At 62.2% G+C, this 19,231-nt stretch carries 15 protein-coding genes; 7 read left to right on the forward strand and 8 right to left on the reverse strand.

Annotation, left to right across the window (positions count from 1 at the left end; genetic code table 11):
* The first annotated feature begins 2 nt into the window (after positions 1-2).
* The 7 genes from BLT00_RS13130 to cmoB all read left to right on the forward strand — a co-directional run bounded on the left by BLT00_RS13130 (position 3) and on the right by cmoB (position 8,529).
* Positions 3-1,244 carry a transporter associated domain-containing protein gene (locus tag BLT00_RS13130; RefSeq protein ID WP_092143917.1) on the forward strand — a complete coding sequence of 414 codons (1,242 nt, stop codon included), beginning with the start codon at positions 3-5 and terminating at the stop codon, positions 1,242-1,244.
* Positions 1,245-1,572: 328 nt separating this feature from the next.
* A complete protein-coding gene (locus tag BLT00_RS13140; protein WP_063322829.1) occupies positions 1,573-2,886 on the forward strand; it encodes an MFS transporter in 1,314 nt (437 codons plus the stop codon).
* A gap of 150 nt (positions 2,887-3,036) precedes the next feature.
* A complete protein-coding gene (gene lon / locus BLT00_RS13145) occupies positions 3,037-5,451 on the forward strand; it encodes an endopeptidase La (RefSeq protein WP_092143911.1) in 2,415 nt (804 codons plus the stop codon).
* 198 nt (positions 5,452-5,649) lie between these two features.
* Positions 5,650-6,042 carry a protease inhibitor I42 family protein gene (locus BLT00_RS13150; RefSeq protein ID WP_092143908.1) on the forward strand — a complete coding sequence of 131 codons (393 nt, stop codon included), beginning with the start codon at positions 5,650-5,652 and terminating at the stop codon, positions 6,040-6,042.
* 2 nt (positions 6,043-6,044) lie between these two features.
* Positions 6,045-6,689 carry a lysoplasmalogenase gene (locus BLT00_RS13155; protein WP_092143905.1) on the forward strand — a complete coding sequence of 215 codons (645 nt, stop codon included), beginning with the start codon at positions 6,045-6,047 and terminating at the stop codon, positions 6,687-6,689.
* Between the two features lie 143 nt (positions 6,690-6,832).
* Positions 6,833-7,576, forward strand: coding sequence for a carboxy-S-adenosyl-L-methionine synthase CmoA (gene cmoA, locus BLT00_RS13160; protein WP_092143902.1), 744 nt, complete (start codon positions 6,833-6,835; stop codon positions 7,574-7,576).
* Entirely contained in the window at positions 7,573-8,529 is a 957-nt protein-coding gene (gene cmoB, locus BLT00_RS13165) for a tRNA 5-methoxyuridine(34)/uridine 5-oxyacetic acid(34) synthase CmoB (protein ID WP_092143899.1), read from the forward strand. The genes cmoA and cmoB overlap by 4 nt, the downstream gene beginning before the upstream one ends.
* 488 nt (positions 8,530-9,017) lie before the next feature.
* Here the strand turns inward: cmoB and tadA are convergent, their stop codons facing one another.
* The 8 genes from tadA to treP form a co-directional block, all read right to left on the reverse strand.
* Positions 9,018-9,515, reverse strand: a complete 498-nt coding sequence (gene tadA, locus BLT00_RS13170) for a tRNA adenosine(34) deaminase TadA (protein ID WP_092143896.1) — start codon at positions 9,513-9,515, stop codon at positions 9,018-9,020.
* Positions 9,515-10,891 carry a multicopper oxidase family protein gene (locus BLT00_RS13175; protein WP_092143892.1) on the reverse strand — a complete coding sequence of 459 codons (1,377 nt, stop codon included), beginning with the start codon at positions 10,889-10,891 and terminating at the stop codon, positions 9,515-9,517. Before BLT00_RS13175 ends, tadA begins: the two co-directional genes overlap by 1 nt.
* Before the next feature lie 196 nt (positions 10,892-11,087).
* Positions 11,088-11,480, reverse strand: a complete 393-nt coding sequence (locus BLT00_RS13180; RefSeq protein WP_092143889.1) for a DUF6632 domain-containing protein — start codon at positions 11,478-11,480, stop codon at positions 11,088-11,090.
* 104 nt (positions 11,481-11,584) lie between these two features.
* Positions 11,585-11,872 (reverse strand): PTS sugar transporter subunit IIB, encoded by a 288-nt coding sequence (locus BLT00_RS13185; protein ID WP_092143886.1) that lies wholly within the window; start codon positions 11,870-11,872, stop codon positions 11,585-11,587.
* A gap of 2 nt (positions 11,873-11,874) precedes the next feature.
* Positions 11,875-14,409, reverse strand: a complete 2,535-nt coding sequence (ptsP, locus tag BLT00_RS13190; protein WP_092143883.1) for a phosphoenolpyruvate--protein phosphotransferase — start codon at positions 14,407-14,409, stop codon at positions 11,875-11,877.
* A 71-nt stretch (positions 14,410-14,480) separates the two neighbouring features.
* Positions 14,481-15,704: a maltoporin gene (locus BLT00_RS13195; RefSeq protein ID WP_092143880.1), complete on the reverse strand. Its 1,224-nt coding sequence runs from the start codon at positions 15,702-15,704 to the stop codon at positions 14,481-14,483.
* 142 nt (positions 15,705-15,846) lie between these two features.
* A complete protein-coding gene (gene treC / locus BLT00_RS13200) occupies positions 15,847-17,490 on the reverse strand; it encodes an alpha,alpha-phosphotrehalase (protein WP_092143877.1) in 1,644 nt (547 codons plus the stop codon).
* A gap of 73 nt (positions 17,491-17,563) precedes the next feature.
* A complete protein-coding gene (gene treP, locus BLT00_RS13205; RefSeq protein WP_092143874.1) occupies positions 17,564-19,006 on the reverse strand; it encodes a PTS system trehalose-specific EIIBC component in 1,443 nt (480 codons plus the stop codon).
* Between the last annotated feature and the right edge of the window lie 225 nt (positions 19,007-19,231).

Raw genomic sequence — 19,231 nt, forward strand, 5'->3', positions numbered from 1 at the left:
TGATGGATACATTGCCCGTGGCGCCGCTGTTTGCCGTGCTGGTGGTGCTGATCCTCTGGTCGGCCCTGTTCACCGCCATCGAAGCCGCCCAGCAGCATCTGTTGGCCCAGCGCACGGCCTCGCGCGCCAGTGACAAACCGCTGGCAACGCTGACATTCCCACTGGCCAGCCTGATCCTGTGCAATACCCTCTGTCGCACCCTGGCCGTGGTCATCGGCACCTTGCTGGCGATTTTTACCTGGCTGGAAAACGGCCCCTGGGTCGCCTGGCTCGGCACCAGCGCCGCCCTGCTGGTGCTTGCCGACTACCTGCCGCGCGCCTTGGCCACCCGCCAGCCCGAAGCGGTGCTGGCGCTGGGCAACACGTTGCTTGGCATACCGTTGAAGATCCTCTATCCGTTTGCCTGGCTGTTGAATAGTGCCAGCCAATTGTTGCTGCGCCCCTTTGCGCGCAAGGCCAGCATCGTGCAGCAGAGCGACGACGAGATGCCCGCGCCACCGCGCAGCGAACACGAACCTGAGCACGGCAGCAGCCGACTGCACCCGATTTCCGGCATCCACGCCCTGGACAACATCACCGTCAACGATATCCTCGTGCCCCGCAGCGAGGTCGATGGGATCAACCTCGACGACCCCATCGGCGAGATCATCGAACAGCTGCGCCTGAACCGTCGCACCCGCCTGCCGGTGTTCCACAGCGACATCAACCAGGTCGAAGCGGTGCTCAACACGCGCCAGATCCGTCATTTGCTGGCGGATGCGAGCCTGACCCAAGAAGCGCTGCTGGCCGCCTCCCACGAGCCTTACTTCGTCCCTGAAAGCACGCCATTGCAACTGCAATTGCTGAATTTCCACAAGCAGCAACGGCGCTTGGGCATGGTGGTGGACGAGTACGGCGAAGTGCTGGGCATCGTCACCCTGGAAGACATCCTGGAAGAAATCGTCGGCGAATTCGAAAGCGAGCACAGCCTCGACAACCCCCACGTCCACCCCCAGCCCGATGGTCGCCTGATGATCGATGGCGCGGCGTCGATCCGCGAATTGAACAGGACCCTGGGCTGGCATCTGCCTTGCGACGGCCCCAAGACCCTCAACGGGCTGGTGACCGAAGCCCTGGAAACCATCCCCGAAAGCCCGGTGTGCCTGAAGATCGGCCGTTATCGACTGGAAATCATCGAGACCGTGGACAACCGTGTCAGCCAGGTGCTGGCGTGGCATAACAGTTTGGTGCCTGCCGCTTCCTGAAACTCCTGCCTGGACCGGGCGCAGGGTAGCCCTTGTGGCGAGGGAGCTTGCTCCCTCGCCACAGAGTTCTGCGCAAGCGTCACGAACGTGCGCAGGCTCACTTGTTGATTCGTTAGCCTCCTTCCTATACTCCATCCGCTTACCCAGCCCCGCCCGAACCCCGTGCCTACCCCGCACCCAGCCGGTTCCGGCCAGACCATCGGCAAAATCCGCATCAGTCCTTCGACTGTTCCCACCCGAAACAGCGAAAGGATACCCGCCCACATCCCTGGGTGTTCGACCATAATAATTCGCTCCAATGGAGCACATGACTGTCAGGGATAACCGCATGACGACCGCTACCTGCAACGAGGCTGTGTCTGCCCAGCCGACAAACTCGACCACCCGCGTGGCCACCGCGAGTTTCATCGGCACCGCCATCGAGTTCTACGATTTCTACGTCTACGCCACGGCTGCGGCCCTGGTGATCGGGCCGGTGTTCTTCCCGCAAACCTCAGGCACGGCACAGATGCTGTCGTCCTTCCTGACGTTCGGCATCGCCTTCCTTGCCCGCCCGTTGGGCTCTGCGCTGTTCGGCCACTTCGGTGACCGGATCGGGCGCAAGTCCACGCTGGTGGCATCCCTGTTGTTGATGGGTGTGTGCACCACCCTCATCGGTGTGCTGCCCGGCTACGCCAGTATTGGCGCCTGGGCGCCGATCCTGCTGTGCGTGCTGCGTTTCGGCCAGGGCCTGGGGTTGGGCGGTGAATGGGGCGGCGCGGCGCTGCTTGCCACCGAGAACGCGCCCAAAGGCAAGCGCGCCTGGTTCGGCATGTTTCCCCAACTGGGGCCCTCCATCGGTTTCCTGGCGGCCAACGGGCTGTTCCTGACCCTGGCCATGGGCCTGGATGATGAGCAATTCCGCGCCTGGGGTTGGCGGATTCCGTTCCTGCTCAGTGCCGTGCTGGTGATCGTCGGCCTCTATGTACGGCTCAAGCTCCACGAAACCCCGGTATTCGCCAATGCCATGGCCCGACAGGAGCGGGTAAAGGTGCCGTTGGTCGAGCTGTTCAGCCAGTACTGGGCGCCAACGTTGCTGGGCGCGGCGGCGATGGTGGTGTGCTACGCGCTGTTCTACATCTCGACGGTGTTTTCCCTGAGCTACGGCGTATCCACCCTCGGCTACAGCCGCGAGACCTTCCTGGGCCTGCTGTGCTTTGCGGTGCTGTTCATGGCCGCCGCCACGCCCTTGTCGGCCTGGGCCAGCGACCGCTACGGGCGCAAGCCGGTGCTGATCGGCGGCGGCGTATTGGCGATTGCCTCGGGTTTCCTCATGGAACCCTTGCTGACCCACGGCTCGACCAGCGGCGTGGCGCTGTTCCTGTGCATCGAGCTGTTCCTGATGGGGGTGACCTTTGCCCCCATGGGCGCCTTGCTGCCGGAACTGTTTCCCACCCACGTGCGCTACACCGGCGCCTCGGCGGCCTACAACCTGGGCGGCATCGTCGGCGCCTCGGCCGCGCCGTTCTTCGCCCAGAAACTGGTGGCGATGGGCGGCCTGAGCTACGTCGGCGGTTACGTATCAGGGGCTGCGGTGCTCAGTGTGATCGCCGTGTTGTGCCTGAAAGAGACACGCCACAACGATTTGAACAGGGTCGCCTGAACAGGGAGCCGGGCCTGGCAACAGGCCCGGCTCCAGACCTGTCGGACGCCTGAACAACGCTCAATGAAATACCCGCTAACATTCACCCACCATTGAAACCACCCCCCACCTGCCCCATCTAAGACCCATACCCCATTGCGCAGGTGCCCCATGAGCGACCAGCACTCTACCGAAGCCACTCACGATTACGCCGATTCCGACCACATCGAACACACCTCCTCCGGCACCGGCCTGGCGCTGCCTGGCCAGAATTTGCCGGACAAGGTCTACATCATCCCGATCCACAATCGTCCGTTCTTCCCGGCCCAGGTGCTGCCGGTCATCGTCAACGAAGAACCGTGGGCCGAAACCCTGGAGCTGGTGGCCAAGTCCGACCATCACTCCCTGGCGCTGTTCTTCATGGACTCGCCCCAGGAAGACCCGCGCCATTTCGACACCTCGAAACTGCCGCTATACGGCACGCTGGTGAAGGTGCACCATGCCAGCCGGGAAGGCGGCAAACTGCAATTCGTCGCCCAGGGCCTGACCCGCGTGCGTATCCGCACCTGGCTCAAGCACCATCGCCCACCGTACCTGGTGGAAGTCGAATACCCGCACCAGCCGAGCGAGCCGACCGATGAGGTCAAGGCCTACGGCATGGCGCTGATCAACGCGATCAAGGAACTGCTGCCGCTCAACCCGCTGTACAGCGAAGAGCTGAAGAACTATCTCAACCGCTTCAGCCCCAACGACCCTTCGCCGCTGACCGATTTTGCCGCTGCGCTCACCTCCGCCACCGGCAATGAGCTGCAGGAAGTGCTCGACTGCGTGCCCATGCTCAAGCGCATGGAAAAAGTCCTGCCGATGCTGCGCAAGGAAGTCGAAGTGGCGCGGCTGCAGAAAGAGATCTCCGCCGAGGTCAACAACAAGATCGGCGAACATCAGCGCGAGTTCTTCCTCAAGGAGCAGCTCAAGGTCATCCAGCAGGAGCTGGGGCTGACCAAGGACGACCGCAGCGCCGATATCGAGCAGTTCGAGCAGCGGCTCGAAGGCAAGGTGCTGCCGGCCCAGGCGCAGAAGCGCATCGAAGAGGAAATGAACAAACTCTCGATCCTGGAAACCGGCTCGCCGGAATATGCCGTCACCCGCAATTACCTGGATTGGGCGACCTCGGTGCCGTGGGGCGTGTATGGCCAGGACAAGCTTGACCTCAAGCACGCGCGCAAGGTGCTCGACCAGCACCACGCCGGCCTGGACGACATCAAGGACCGCATCCTGGAGTTCCTCGCCGTCGGCGCCTATAAAGGCGAGATCAGCGGCTCCATCGTGCTGTTGGTCGGCCCGCCGGGCGTGGGCAAGACCAGCGTCGGCAAATCCATCGCCGAATCCCTGGGGCGGCCGTTCTACCGTTTCAGCGTCGGCGGCATGCGCGACGAGGCGGAGATCAAGGGCCATCGGCGCACCTACATCGGCGCCCAACCGGGCAAGCTGGTGCAGGCGCTGAAAGATGTCGAAGTGATGAACCCGGTGATCATGCTCGACGAAATCGACAAGATGGGCCAGAGCTACCAGGGCGACCCGGCCTCGGCCCTGCTGGAGACCCTCGACCCGGAGCAGAACGTCGAATTCCTCGACCACTACCTGGACCTGCGCCTGGACCTGTCGAAAGTACTCTTCGTCTGCACCGCCAACACCCTGGACTCGATCCCCGGCCCGCTGCTGGACCGAATGGAAGTGATCCGCCTGTCGGGTTACATCACCGAAGAAAAAGTCGCCATCGCCAAGCGTCACTTGTGGCCCAAGCAACTGGCCAAGGCTGGCGTGTCCAAGGGCAGCCTGAGTATCAACGACAGCGCCCTCAAGGCCCTGATCGATGGCTATGCCCGTGAAGCCGGGGTGCGACAGTTGGAGAAACAGCTGGGCAAACTGGTGCGCAAGGCGGTGATGAAGCTGATCGACGACCCCAAGGCCGTGATCAAGCTCGGGCCAAAGGACCTCGAGGCCTCCCTGGGCAAACCGGTATTCCGCAACGAGCAGGTGTTGTCCGGCATCGGCGTAATCACCGGCCTGGCCTGGACCAGCATGGGCGGCGCGACCTTGCCGATCGAAGCGACGCGCATCCACACCCTCAATCGCGGCTTCAAGCTGACCGGGCAACTGGGGGACGTGATGAAGGAGTCGGCGGAAATCGCCCACAGCTACGTCAGTTCGCACCTGAAGCAATTTGGCGGCGATCCGAAGTTCTTTGACGAGGCCTTCGTTCACCTGCACGTACCGGAAGGCGCCACGCCCAAGGACGGCCCGAGCGCCGGCGTGACCATGGCCAGCGCGTTGCTGTCCCTGGCCCGCAACCAGCCGCCGAAAAAAGGCGTGGCCATGACCGGCGAACTGACCCTCACCGGGCATGTCCTGCCGATTGGCGGGGTGCGCGAGAAGGTCATCGCGGCGCGGCGGCAGAAAATCAACGAACTGATCCTGCCGGAAGCCAACCGGGGCAATTTCGAAGAACTGCCGGACTACCTCAAGGAAGGCGTCACGGTGCACTTTGCCAAGCGGTTTGCAGATGTGGCCAAGGTGTTGTTCTGATCGTTATACAGCGGCTGTACCGGCCTCATCGCGAGCAAGCTCGCTCCCACAAAGGAATCTTGTGAACGCCACAAGTCCCTGCGGGAGCGAGCTTGCTCGCGATGGGGCCCTGACAGACAACACATCCTCACCTGACACACCCAGTAGCATCTTCGGTTATGCTCGCCGTTCGTCGTGAATGCCGGAGCCGTTGCCCTTATGTCCCTCACTCGCCTGCTTGTCCCCGTCAGCCTCGCCCTGTTGAGCGCCTGTGCCACGCAACCGAAACACAACGTGACCGTGGAAAAACTGAGCCAGTGCCCGGTGCGACTCAACAGTGGGCAAAACCTGATCCTGAGCTTGCCCAGCAACCCCAGCACCGGTTATCGCTGGGCGATCCAGGATTCGGCCGGTGGTGTATTGAAGGGCTTGGGGCCGGAGGTTTATCGCAACCCGGAAGACGCCGGCATCGTTGGCGCCGCAGGTGTTTCGACCTGGCGCTTCCAGGCGTTCAGCGCCGGCACCGGGCGCTTGCGCCTGACTTATCAACAGCCCTGGGCCCCGGAAGTGCCGCCCGTGGAAACCTTTGACTGCGCCATTTCGGTGAATTGACCGTGGGCTGGCTGATCCTGGCACTGATGGGCGCAGTTACCTACCTGTACGGCCTGACCGTGCACGCCACACTCTTGTGCCTGCTGGTCAAGCCCATGCCGGTGCTGGCCCTGCTCGGCTGGCTGCACGATGCGCCGCCCAGTGACTATCGGCGCTGGGTCAGTCTCGGGCTGATTTTCTCGCTGGTGGGCGACGTATTGCTGGCCTGGCCGGGGGACCTGTTCGTGTTCGGCCTCGGCGCGTTCCTGCTGGCGCACCTGGCCTACCTGAAAGCCTACCTCAGCGACTGCCGCCGCCCGGCGCTGCTGCCCTTGGCCCTTGCCTTGGGCATCGGTGCGATGCTGTTGGGAGTCCTGGTGTCGAACGGCCTAGGGTCGTTGCTGGTGCCGGTGACTGTCTACGGCCTGGTCATCAGCACCATGCTCTGGCGGGCGTTGGCGCGGCTGGGCACCGGTGTGCCCAAGCGTTCGGCGTGGCTGGCCGCCGCCGGGGCGCTGGCGTTTGTGTTTTCCGACAGCCTCATCGGCATCAACCGGTTCGTGCACCCCTTCCATGCCGCGTCTTACCTGATCATCATCAGTTATTGGCTGGGCCAATGGGGCATTACAGCGTCGGCGTTTACCCAAAAGCCACACGGAGCCAAATAATGTGGGAGCGAACCTGCTCGCGATAGCGGTCTATCAGTCAACATTATCGCTGGCTGAACCATCGCTATCGCGAGCAAGCTCGCTCCCACAGGTTTTTTGGTTAAAATGCCGGCCTTTTCACCACCCATGCCGCTGGAACCGCCGTGAGCAAAGACCCTGATCGCCTATTCGCCCAACCCCTGGCCCAAGTGCCGGACTTCGCCTTCAACGAGGACGTGGTGCGGGTGTTTCCGGACATGATCAAGCGTTCGGTGCCGGGTTATCCGACCATTGTCGAAAACCTCGGCGTGCTCGCCGCGCAATTCGCCCAGCCGGGCAGCGTGCTCTACGACCTGGGCTCGTCCCTGGGCGCGGTGACCCAGGCCCTGCGCCGCCATGTGCGCACCGACGGTTGCCGGGTAATCGCGGTGGATAGCTCGGCGGCCATGGTCGAGCGCTGCCGCGAATACCTCAACGGCCAGGACTCGATGTTCCAGGAGCTGCTGCCGGTGGAAGTGATCGAAGGCGACATCCTCGCCCTGACGTTCCAGCCGGCCTCGGTGGTGGCACTGAACTTCACCCTGCAATTCATCGCGCCGGACCAGCGCACCGCACTGTTGAGCCGCATCCGCCAGTCGTTGCTGCCGGGTGGCGCGCTGATCCTGTCGGAAAAATTGCGCTTCAACGATACAGAGGAACACGCCCTGCTCACCGACCTGCACGTGGCGTTCAAGCGCGCCAACGGCTACAGCGAGCTGGAAATTGCCCAGAAACGCAGCGCCATCGAAAACGTCATGAAGCCCGACAGCCTCGAAGAACACCGCGAACGCCTGCTCGCGGCAGGGTTCTCGAAAGTCGTGCCGTGGTTCCAGTGTCTTAACTTCGCCTCGTTGATTGCCCTGCCATGATCGATCTGTCCCCCCTCGCCCGCCATCTGGCCGGCACGCCCCTGGCCGATTGGGCCGCGACGCTGCAGACGCAACTCGACAGCAAGATGGAAAAGGGTCACGGCGACCTGGAGCGTTGGCAAAGCGCCCTCGATGCGCTGCCGGCCTTGCAACCCACCACCGTCGATCTGCTGAACGGCCTGACGCTCGACACCGATTGTTCCGACGAAACCCGCGCGCAGATGCGTACCGCGTTGATGGGCCTGTCGCCATGGCGCAAAGGACCTTTCGACCTGTTTGGCGTGCACGTAGACACCGAATGGCGCTCGGACTGGAAGTGGTCACGGGTGGCCCCGCACCTGGACCTGAAAGGCAAGCGCATCCTCGATGTGGGCTGCGGCAACGGCTACTACATGTGGCGGATGCTCGGTGCCGGCGCTGACACGGTGATCGGCGTCGACCCCAACTGGCTGTTCTTCTGCCAGTTCCAGGCGGTGCAGCGCTACCTGTCGCAGCCCAACGCCTGGCACCTGCCGTTTCCATTCGAAGCCTTGCCGCCGGAGCTGGAAGGCTTCGACACGGTGTTTTCCATGGGCGTGTTCTACCACCGGCGCTCGCCGATCGAACATCTGCTGGCGCTCAAGGACTGTCTGGTCAAGGGCGGCGAGCTGGTGCTCGAAACCCTGGTGATCGAGGGCGACGAACACCAGGTGCTGGTGCCCGAGGATCGCTACGCACAGATGCGCAACGTCTGGTTCCTGCCGTCGGTCCCGGCCCTGGAGCGCTGGCTGCGCCGCGCCGGGTTCAGCGATGTGCGTTGCGTGGACGTGAGCCTGACCACCGTAGAGGAACAGCGCAGCACCGAGTGGATGAAGTATCAGTCGCTGAGCGACTTCCTCGATCCCGCCGACCACGGCAAAACCATCGAAGGATTGCCGGCGCCGATGCGGGCGGTGATTGTGGCGCGTAAGTAAATAGCCCAGCCTTATTGGAGGCCAATGCTGTTCACTGGAGATGGTCAGAGTCACTGTGGCGAGGGAGCTTGCTCCCGCTGGGCTGCGCAGCAGCCCCCTCTCAAGCTCACTCAATCAACCTGATCCACCGCGTCGCCGGGCTCCAGGGCCGCTGCGCGCCCCAGCGGGAGCAAGCTCCCTCGCCACGGGAATTGGGCACGGCGCGGGTCAAGGGAATGCCTCGAATCAGTGTCAATTTCAAGAGCAAATCGGTTGGTCGACCGGAATGCTTTTGAGCTTTTGAGCTTTTGAGCTTTTGAGCTTTTGAGCTTTTGAGCTTTTGAGCTTTTGAGCTTTTAGGCTTTTGTGGCGAGGGAGCTTGCTCCCGCTGGGCTGCGCAGCAGCCCCCTCTCAAGCTCACTCAATCACCCTGATCCACCGCGTCGCCGGGTTCCAGGGCCGCTTCGCGGCCCAGCGGGAGCAAGCTCCCTCGCCACGGGGTTGTGTGTTCAATCTTGCGATTTGGCTCTTCGGGCCTTGAAGAACTCGCTCAACACCGCGCTGCACTCCTCGGCCAACACCCCGCCCTCGAACATCACCCGATGGTTCAGGAAACCCTGGCTGAAGAACTGCCCCTGGCTCTGTACGATGCCAGCCTTGGGCTCCAGGGCGCCGTAGACGACCCGGGCGATACGCGAATGGACGATGAGGCCAGCGCACATGCTGCAGGGTTCCAGCGTCACATAGAGGGTGCTGCCGGGCAGGCGATAGTTGCTCACCGCCTGGGCGGCGGCGCGGATGGCGACCATTTCCGCGTGGGCACTGGGGTCGTGGCCACTGATCGGGCAGTTGAAACCGCGTCCGATGATCTCACCGTCCTGCACCAGCACCGCGCCCACGGGCACTTCGCCCAGGGCGGCGCCTTGTGCGGCAAGGGCCAGGGCTTCGCGCATGAAGTCCTGGTCGCGGCTACGGTCGATGATTCTGGCGGGACGAATCTGACGCATCACGCCACCTCGATGGCGGCCATCAGGCCGGTTTCCATGTGGTCGATCACATGGCAGTGGAACATCCACACGCCTGGATTATCCGCCACCAGCGCCACCTGCGCCCGCTCGTTCTTGCCCAGCAGGTAGGTGTCGGTGAAGTACGGCACGACTTTGTGGCGGTTCGACGCGATCACCTTGAAGCTCATGCCGTGCAAATGGATCGGGTGCTGGTACTGGGTCATGTTCTTCAATTCGAAAATGTAGCTCTGGCCTTTCTTCAGCGTGGCGATCGGCCGATCGGCGCAGGTCTTGTCGGTAATGTCCCAGGCCTTGCCGTTGATTTGCCACAGGCTCGGCGGCTTGCCGTTGTCGACGTTGACCGACACCGAACCGACCCATTCGAAATTGAAGTTGAGTTTCTCGGCATTGGCCAGGTCCGGCTCGGACACCGGGTTGGGCGGCAGGGCCGGCGGCCATTGGCCCGGCGCATCCGTGTTGGCCACCGAGCGCAGCGTCCCCAAGCGAACCGGGCCATTGCGCAACGACAGCTCTTCCCCGGCCGGCGGCGCCTTGATCGCCAGGCAAATGCGCATGCCCGGGCCAAGCCAGTATTCCTTGCCCAGCGGGCGCGGTTCGATGGGGTTGCCGTCCAACGCATAGATCTGCGCTTCAACGCCTGGGATGTTGATACGGTAAGTCAGGGTGTTGTCGAGGTTGAGCAAACGCACCCGGGTGATCTGCCCGGCCGGCAGGTCGATCACCGCCTGCGGCACACCGTTGATGGTCGCCAGCCGCCCGGCCGTGCCGCCACGCGCCGCCTCACGGGGAATACTGAACTCCACGAACTGACCTTGTCCGTCCACATGCCAGCTCTTGAGGCTCAGGGTCTGTTCATACTTGAAGCCAGTCGGCTCACGCTCTTCGATGATCAATGGTCCCACCAGCCCACGCCCGAGCTCTTCGCTGCTGTTGACGTGGGGGTGATACCAGTAACTGCCGGCGTCCGGCACGCGGAATTTGTAGTCGAAATACTCGCCCGGCAGCACCGGCAGTTGCGAGACATACGGCACGCCGTCCATCTCCAGCGGCAAACGAATACCGTGCCAGTGAATGGTGGTGGCGACCGGCAGGTGATTGATGAAGCGCACCCGCAACCACTCGCCCTGGCGCACCCGCAGTTCGGTGCCCGGCGCCGAGGGGCCAAACGCCCAGGCCTGGGTCTTGTGCCCGGCCACCAGTTCCACGTCCAGCGGTGCGGCGATCAGTTCATAGTCGTGACCAGCCTCGGCATCGGCGCGCTTGCCCAGCCAATACCGCGATGCGCCCCCCGCGCCTACGCCAACGACAACAAGACCGGCCAGGCCACCGAGTATTTGGCGACGGGTAAAGGACATGAACGCAACCACCTATTGAATCCGCGCGAACCGGTGGGTCCGCAAAAGGCGAATACGATACACCCGCAGATGAGAAACGGTAAGGCCAGCGAAAATGAAAAAAACAAAATGAAAATGCCCTGGGGAAAGTTATCCACAGGGCATTTTTCGTGCACATCGAAGCAGAGCTTATCGGCAGGATCAATTCATTCGCGGGTTACGCATTGCTGCGCCGCGGCGTGAAGAAAGCCAACGCCGCCGCAACAATGAACAACGCGGGCACGTCGCCCAGCAGATGGCCAACGTGGCTCGTCCCGTCCATATCGACGCCGAAGGACTGCACGGCCATGATCGCGCCGTGCACGACGCTCGACCACACGGTGAACCAGATCAGGCTCAAATGTTTCATCGGATCGCGCGACGCCATCAGCAAGAACACACCGAGTGTCGCGTAGATGCCGACGATCATCAGCGGGTACTGGGAATGGCCGCTGTGCCACGTCCAGCCGGACGGCCACAGGAGCATCAGCGGCCCGATCGCGAAGATGGCGATCAGACCGACCACAATCAAGACGATGCGCAAGGCGGCGAGCCGCTGGGTGTCGTTCATGGCGGGCTCCTTATTGCGGCGGGTTGCCGTAACTGGATGCCCGTGAGTATAGAACGCTCCCCGGTGTATACCCCGTCAACCGATACCTTCAGACATCTGGCGGTTCAGGCCGGCAAGCCCGTAATCAGATGCACCACGCCGTTCTCCAGTGTCATCACCCCGGCCACCCCGGCCGCGCTCAGCCCCGTCCGGTCGATCCGGGCCACATCCCGCAACTCCACCCGCAGCCGCGTCAGCGCTACGGGTTGATGGTGCTTGAGGTTATCCGCGCCACCCAGCGCGGCAACGATGGCCGGTGACAGTTCATCAACCGCTGCCGCTGGCCTGGGCTCTTCCGGTACCAGGTCCGGGGTCAGGGCTTTCCAGAATGCCTGTTGCAGTTTGTCGAACATGTTCAATGCTCCATGGCCAGGGGGGCCGGATTGGCCGTGGGTGAATGAATACGCAAGAGGTCGCGCACCTGCTCGGCGCTTTCCTGGGCCAAGGCCTGTTGGGCCAGCGTGCGGCATTCACTCAGATCCCATTCACGCACGCAGGCCTTGATGGCCGGAATCAGCGGCACGCTGACCGATAGCTCATCCACGCCAAGCCCCAGCAACACCGGTACCGCCAAGGTTTCCGATGCCAGCGCGCCACATACTCCGACCCATTTGCCATGGGCGTGAGCGGCCTCGACTGTCCGGGCGATCAGGCGCAATACCGACGGATGCAGTCCATCGGCCTGGCTGGCCAAGCGCGGGTGGTCGCGGTCCATGGCCAGGGTGTACTGGGTCAAGTCGTTGGTCCCGATGGAGAAGAAATCCACTTCGGAAGCAAACAGGTCGGCCATCAGGGCCGCCGCCGGGACTTCGATCATGATGCCCAGCTTCGGCGCTTGCGACAGGCCCAGGTTGCGCACCTCTTCGTCCAACATCTGCCGCGCCAGCCGCAATTCCGACAACTGCGTGACCATTGGCAGCATGATGTGCAGCCGCGTCAGCCCCGAACAGGCGAGGATTGCCCGGAACTGTTCACGCAATAACTGCGGTCGCTCCAGGCACAGGCGAATACCACGCATGCCCAGAAACGGATTGGCCTCGTGGGCCATCGGCACATAGGCCAGCGGCTTGTCTCCGCCCACGTCCAGGGTACGCACCACCAGATTTCGCTCAACCCCCAGGGCCCGGGCGACGGCACTGTACAAGGCCGCTTGCTCGTCATGGCCAGGTGGGTGCGCGCGATCCAGGTAAAGCAGTTCGGAGCGCAACAGCCCCACCCCTTCGCCCCCCAGGGTCATGGCCTGCTCCACGTCCCGAAGCGAGCCGACATTGGCAGTGATCTCGACTCGATGACCATCAAGGGTACGGGCCGCGAGGGCCGATTGTTCGAGGTCACGCCGCTGCCGTCGCAACTGTCGGTCACGGGAGGCCTGGAGTTGCTCGATCCGCGCCGGGTCTGGATTCAAATGCAGTTCGCCGCTGTCGGCATCCAGCAACACCGGGGTGCCGTTGGCAATGGTCAATGCCTGCTCAGGCACGCCACACAACGACGGCAGGCCCAGCGCACGGGCCAGGATCGCCACATGGCTGGTAGCACCGCCACCCACCGTGACGAAACCGGCGATTCGCGTGGTGTCCAGGCTCGCGGTCTGGGACGGCGTCAGTTGCGCGGCCACCAGGATCGACTGCTCGGGCAGGTCCCAGGTGTGGTCCTGCACGCCGAGGATCAGCTTGAGGACCCGATGCCCGACATCGGCCAGATCCATCGCGCGCTCGGCCAGCAAGGCATTGCCCGATTGCTGGAACTGCGTGGCGGTCGACTCGGTTGCGGTTTTCCAGGCAAAGGCCGCGCTCTTGCCTTCGACGATCAGATCCCGAGCCTGCTCCAGCAAGGTGGGGTCTTCCAGCAACTCCTGATGCGCGGCAAAAATCTGGGCCTGGACACTGCCTGCACTCTCGCTCTGCAACGCCTTCAATGCCTGGCTCGCCTGGTTCAACGCCTGGTCCAGGAGGGCCTGCTCGGTTTCGATTCCCGCGCCTGGCTCTTGCACTTCCAACGCCTGGGTCGCGACCTGCACCACCACCCCCGACACCGAGCCCGGCGAGGCACACACGCCATGCCAGCGCTCAGGCGCGGGCGATTCGACGCACACGGGCACTTCTGGCGTCGGCTGCGCCTGGACGGATTCGCCGCAGCCCGCCAGCAACAGTTGCGTCAACGCCTCGAGCGCCTGTTCGGCCTGTGGACCGGCGGCACTGAGCTGCAAACTGTCGCCCTTGACCGTCTGCAACGCCATGATCGCCACCAGGGATTTGCCGTTGGCGCTGGCCTGCTGCTTGTGCAGGCAGATGTTCGCATCAAAGCCTTTTGCCGCCTGGGCGAACACCGCAGCGGGACGCGCATGCAGACCGCTGTCATTCGGCAGGATCAGCGGCTTGGAAAACAGCACCGAGCCCTGTTGCGTCTGCGCGTCCTGCCCTTGCGTTCCTTGACTCACCTGCAGCAACGGCTGACCGCTTTCCACGCAGGACGACTGGGCCGGAATCAAGGTGAAGGCTTCGCCGCTGACCACCAACATCAGCGTCAACAGACTGCGCGCGTGCAAGGCAATGTAATCAGCATCGAAATCGATCAGCGGCTGGCCCGCCTCCACTCGTTGCCCCATTTCAACCCGCGAGGTAAAGCCCTTGCCCGCCAGGTTCACCGTATCCAGGCCGATGTGCATCAACACCTGAACACCGTTGTCACTGGTGACACTCACTGCGTGGGCGCTGTCCTGGAGCGTGCCGACGACACCGGAGAGCGGCGCACAAAGGGTCTGCGACGTCGGATCGATACAGATTCCATCCCCCACGACACGATCGGAGAAGACCGGGTCCGGCACCTTGTCCAGGGGCATCAAGACCCCGGACAACGGTGCGAGCAATTGCAAAGGTTGCGTTGTGTTCATGACTTCACCTGCTGCTGTCTGTTCTTTTCGCATCGCGGGCAGAGCGCATCCACCGACCCGCGTCACACGGGTCATTTCCACCAGTACTCAACCTGCACGCCCACGTTGGAACCATGCCGCGTGCCGCCAAATGCACCGGTGTCGGACAGCGCCGAACCGGCCGCCAGTTCATTGGCTGCGCGCTGGGCCGCCGCGTTCCAGCTGGCGTAGGTGTAATACAGTCGTATTTCCGGGCGAGCCCAGAATTCCGGGCCCTTGGGCGACCAGGTAGGGGCAAAGGTGAATTTGCTCAGCTTGCGTGTTCCATCGCTGGCCTGCACTTGGTCATGGCCCAGTTCGGTCACCAACTTGAACTGATCGGTGATGGCGTAGGCCGGGCGAACCCCCAACGACAGCCAGTCCTGATCGACGCCGTCAGGACGAATGTCTTTCTGGTACACCGCCTGTACTTGCCCGCCGAAACGCGGCGTGATCTGCCAATCGAAAAACTCCACCAGACGATAGCTCTTGTTGCTGTCGTCCAGTCCGGTATCGCCGGTATAACCCAGTCCGGTGCCGGGCCCCTCCCCATATTGCAAGGCCAGTTTATTCTTGCCGCCAAGGAAGTCCTGCTGCACATGCTGGGCGGTCAAGGCCCAACCGCGATGGGCATCGCGCCGGCTCGCCCGGTCGATGAGACTCACCCCGAACTCCAGCTCGCCACCGGGATTGGTATCGAAGCCGCCCACGTTGAAGTCATGCCGGTTGACCGGGTCTTTCTGGTACAGGTTGTCCTTGCGCGAAAAGGCGTAGCTGTATTTCAGCCCGCCGATCAACACATCCTCGATTCCGGCCCCAGTGGCGCTCTGGTTCCAGTAGTAGAAATCGGAAATATGGATGTCGTTACGCTTGTAGTAACGCCGACCGGCCCATAGCGAGCCTCCGTTCAGGCTGGGCATGTTCGACCACTGGGCATACATCTGCGGCATCCGCGCCGCGCCGTTTTCGCCCTGGAAGGTCGGCGTGCGGTCGTAGCGGTTATACAACGAAGCCATGCCATCCACGCTCAGCACCGAACCGTCGTCGAGGGTGAAAAGGTCCTGGCGCAGCTCCAGTTCGCCATATTGTTCGCACTCGTTGCCCAATCGATATTTGCTTTGCGCCCCGGGCAACTGGAAACAGGATTGGGAGCGGCCATTGGTGGCACTGCCGACGCCACTGCGCAGGTAGCCGGAGAACTCCAGCGCCTGGGCGGGGAATGGCAATGCCAGGCAAATACAAGACACTGCAAGACCACGATTTATTGTTGTTTTCATATGCCGCTCCTTCTTTTTTATTGTTTTTTGATGCACTTCAATCTCCCTTCGCCTGCCAGCGAATGGGCGACAAAAGGCACACGGTGCGTCGAGCGCAACGTGGTCGCTATCAGGCGATGCCTGGGTCAGAAATGACGTTTGTTCAGTCGCTCAGGTGCAGCACGAACGACTCGTAGGGGCGTAGGAACAATCGTCGCTCACGGTGTTGGCGGTCGTAGTTGCCGATCACCCATCGTTGCTTCGTGTCGGCGCAGAGAATTCCTTCCGGCAACTGGACTTCGCAGTCGCCATCGTAAAAGTGGCTGACCACCAGCAGGCGCTCGCCCTGCCCTTCGCGCAGGTACGCCCACACCTGGGGATGCTCGGGCAGCAGCAGGCGATAGACCCCGTCCTGGATCAAGGCCTCGCTGCGACGCAGGGCAATCAAGCGACGGTAGTAATGCAGTACCGAGGTCGGGTCTTGCAGTTGCTGCTCGACATTGATGAAGGCCGCGTTGGCGGGTACGTCGATCCAGGGTTCGGCACGGCTGAAACCCGCGTTCGGCCCGGCATTCCATTGCATCGGCGTACGCCCGTTGTCACGGGACTTTTGCATGATCGGCCCCATGGCCTCGGCTTCAGGCATGCCGGCGTTGCGCTTGAGGCGATAGATGTTCAGGGTTTCCACATCGCGGTATTGATCGATGTGATCGAAGCCCGGATTGGTCATTCCCAGCTCCTCGCCCTGGTATACGAAAGGCGTGCCCTGCAGAAAGTGCAGCGCAGTGGCGAGCATCTTCGCCGAGACCACCCGATATTCTCCGTCATGCCCGAAGCGCGACACCACCCGCGGCTGATCATGGTTACACCAGAACAGTGCGTTCCAGCCGCCACCGGCTTGCATGCCGGTCTGCCAGTCGGACAGGATGCGCTTGAGCTGGAAAAAATCGAAGTCGGCCCGCACCCACTTTTGCAGGTTCGGATAATCCACCTTCAAGTGATGGAAATTGAAGGTCATCGACAACTCCCGTGAGTCCGGGCACGAATAGCGAACGCAGTGTTCAAGGCTGGTGGACGACATCTCGCCAACGTTGATCAGGTCGAAACCTTCGAAGACTTCCCGATGCATTTCCTGCAGATAGCGGTGTACGTTGGGGCCATCGGTATAGAAACGTCGGCCATCGGTGTGATCGTCAGGAAAGTCGGCCGGCTTGGAGATCAAGTTGATCACATCGAGACGGAAGCCCCCCACCCCCTTGTCCCGCCAGAAGCGCATCATCTTGAACACTTCGGCGCGCACCCGCGGGTTGTCCCAATTCAGATCGGCCTGGGTGTGGTCGAACAGGTGCAGGTAATACTGGCCGGTCTGTGCTTCGTACTCCCAGGCAGAACCACCGAATTTGGATTCCCAACTGTTGGGCTGGTCGCGCCAGACGTAGAAATCGCGATACGGGTTGTCGAGGCTGCTGCGAGCGGCCTGGAACCAGGGATGCTCGATAGAGGTGTGGTTGACCACGATATCGAGCATCAGCTTGATACCGCGACTGTGGGCTTCGGCGATCAGCAATTCACAATCGGCCATGGTGCCGTAGCTGGGGTCAATGGCGTAGTAATCGCTGATGTCGTAGCCATTGTCCCGTTGCGGCGAACGCAGGAACGGGGTGAGCCACAGGTAATCCACACCCAGCCAGTGCAGGTAGTCGAGCTTGTCCACGACGCCCAGCAAATCGCCGGTGGCCTGGCCACCATGGCTGTAGAAACTCTTCGGATAAATCTGGTAGATCACTGAACGTTGCCAGTCTTGCATGGCGAGATTCCTTCAGTCTGTTGGGTACCGAACCGGGAGGCCTCATCGCGGGCCAGCCCGGATCCCACGAGTGTCAGGCGACGCGATACCCCGGCCGGACGATCTTCATGCTCAATGCACAGGTCAGGGCAAAGGGCACGCTCATGGCGATGGCCATGCCGATCACGAACATGGGTATGGCGTCGGGAACGATCGAGATGAAACCCGGCAAGCCTCCCACGCCAATGGCCGAGGCCTTGATCTTGTTCAACGAGAGGAAAATACAGCCCAGGGCCGAGCCGGCCAGGGCGCAATAAAAGGGGAACTTGTAACGCAGGTTGACCCCGAACATCGCCGGCTCCGTGATGCCGAAGTAAGCGGAAATCGCCGAGGTGGACGCCATGCTCTTGTCCCGGGCATTGCGGGTCATGTAGAACACCGCCAGCGCCGCACTGCCCTGGGCCAGGTTGGACATGACGATCATCGGCCAGATAAAGGTCCCGCCCTGGGTCGAGATCAACTGAAGGTCCACTGCCAGGAACATGTGGTGCATGCCGGTGACCACCAGCGGCGCATAGAGAAGGCCAAAGATCGCCCCGCCGATCACCGGCGCCAGGTCGAACAGCGCCACCATACCCTCGGTGATCAGGATCCCCAGGTGCCGGGTGACCGGACCGATGATGGCGAGGGCCAGCACTCCGGTGACCACGATGGTGGTGATGGGTATCACCAGCAGTTGGATCGCATTGGGCACCCTGGCACGCAACCATTTCTCGATCACGCTCATGACATAGGCCGCCAGCAGGATCGGCAGGATCTGCCCCTGATAGCCGACTTTTTCGATCCGGAACCAGCCGAAGATATCGAAATAGGGCAGGCTCTGGCCGTCCAGCCCCGCCACGGCCTTGCCGTAGTTCCAGGCGTTGAGCAGGTCCGGGTGGACCAGCATCAGGCCCAGCACGATGCCGAGGATTTCACTGCCGCCAAAACGCTTGGCCGCCGACCAACCTACCAGGGCCGGAAGAAAGACGAAGGAGGTGTTGGCCATCAGGTTGATCAGGCTCCAGACACCGTCCAGGTTGGGATACGCATCGAGCAACGTCTGGCCGGCAATGAACATGCCCTTGGCCCCCAGCAGGTTGTTGACGCCCATCAACAGACCGGCGATCACCAAGGCGGGCAGGATCGGCATGAACACGTCGGAAAGCACCCGTACCAGGCGCTGCATGCCGTTTCCCTTCTGCGCGCCCTGGCGCTTGACGTCGGCAATGGTCGCGGCCGCAAGGCCAGTCAGTTCCCGCAGGGCGGCGTAGACCTTTTCCACTTCGCCCGGCCCGATGACCACCTGAAACAGCCCACCGGTAAAAAACGATCCCTTGACCAGATCAATCTGGTTCAGCGTGGCGCTGTTCACCCGGGCGGCATCCTTGAGGGACAGGCGCAGGCGCGTCACGCAATGGGCGGCCTGCTCGATATTGTCGACGCCACCGAGGCTTTGCAGCAGCTCACTGGCGATTTTGGAGTAATCGTGGCTCATGCTTTTTTCTTCCGCGTCATTCTTGTTATTGAGAGTCGACAGCACGTGGAAGCGAAAGTACTCGTCTGTACGAGTTAAATCAACAACTCGTACAGACGAGTTTTGAAATTGTTTATGATACCCATGACAAAACGGGAAACGTCCTACGCTCCTCTCATCAAATAATGACAGTCGAATGGACAAATCCCCCACTTGGCCCTTAAGGTTCCGCCCCGGTGAACAGCG

Origin of the sequence: Pseudomonas sp. NFACC51 (genome assembly GCF_900103575.1) — a bacterium.
GTDB lineage: Bacteria > Pseudomonadota > Gammaproteobacteria > Pseudomonadales > Pseudomonadaceae > Aquipseudomonas > Aquipseudomonas fluorescens_Q.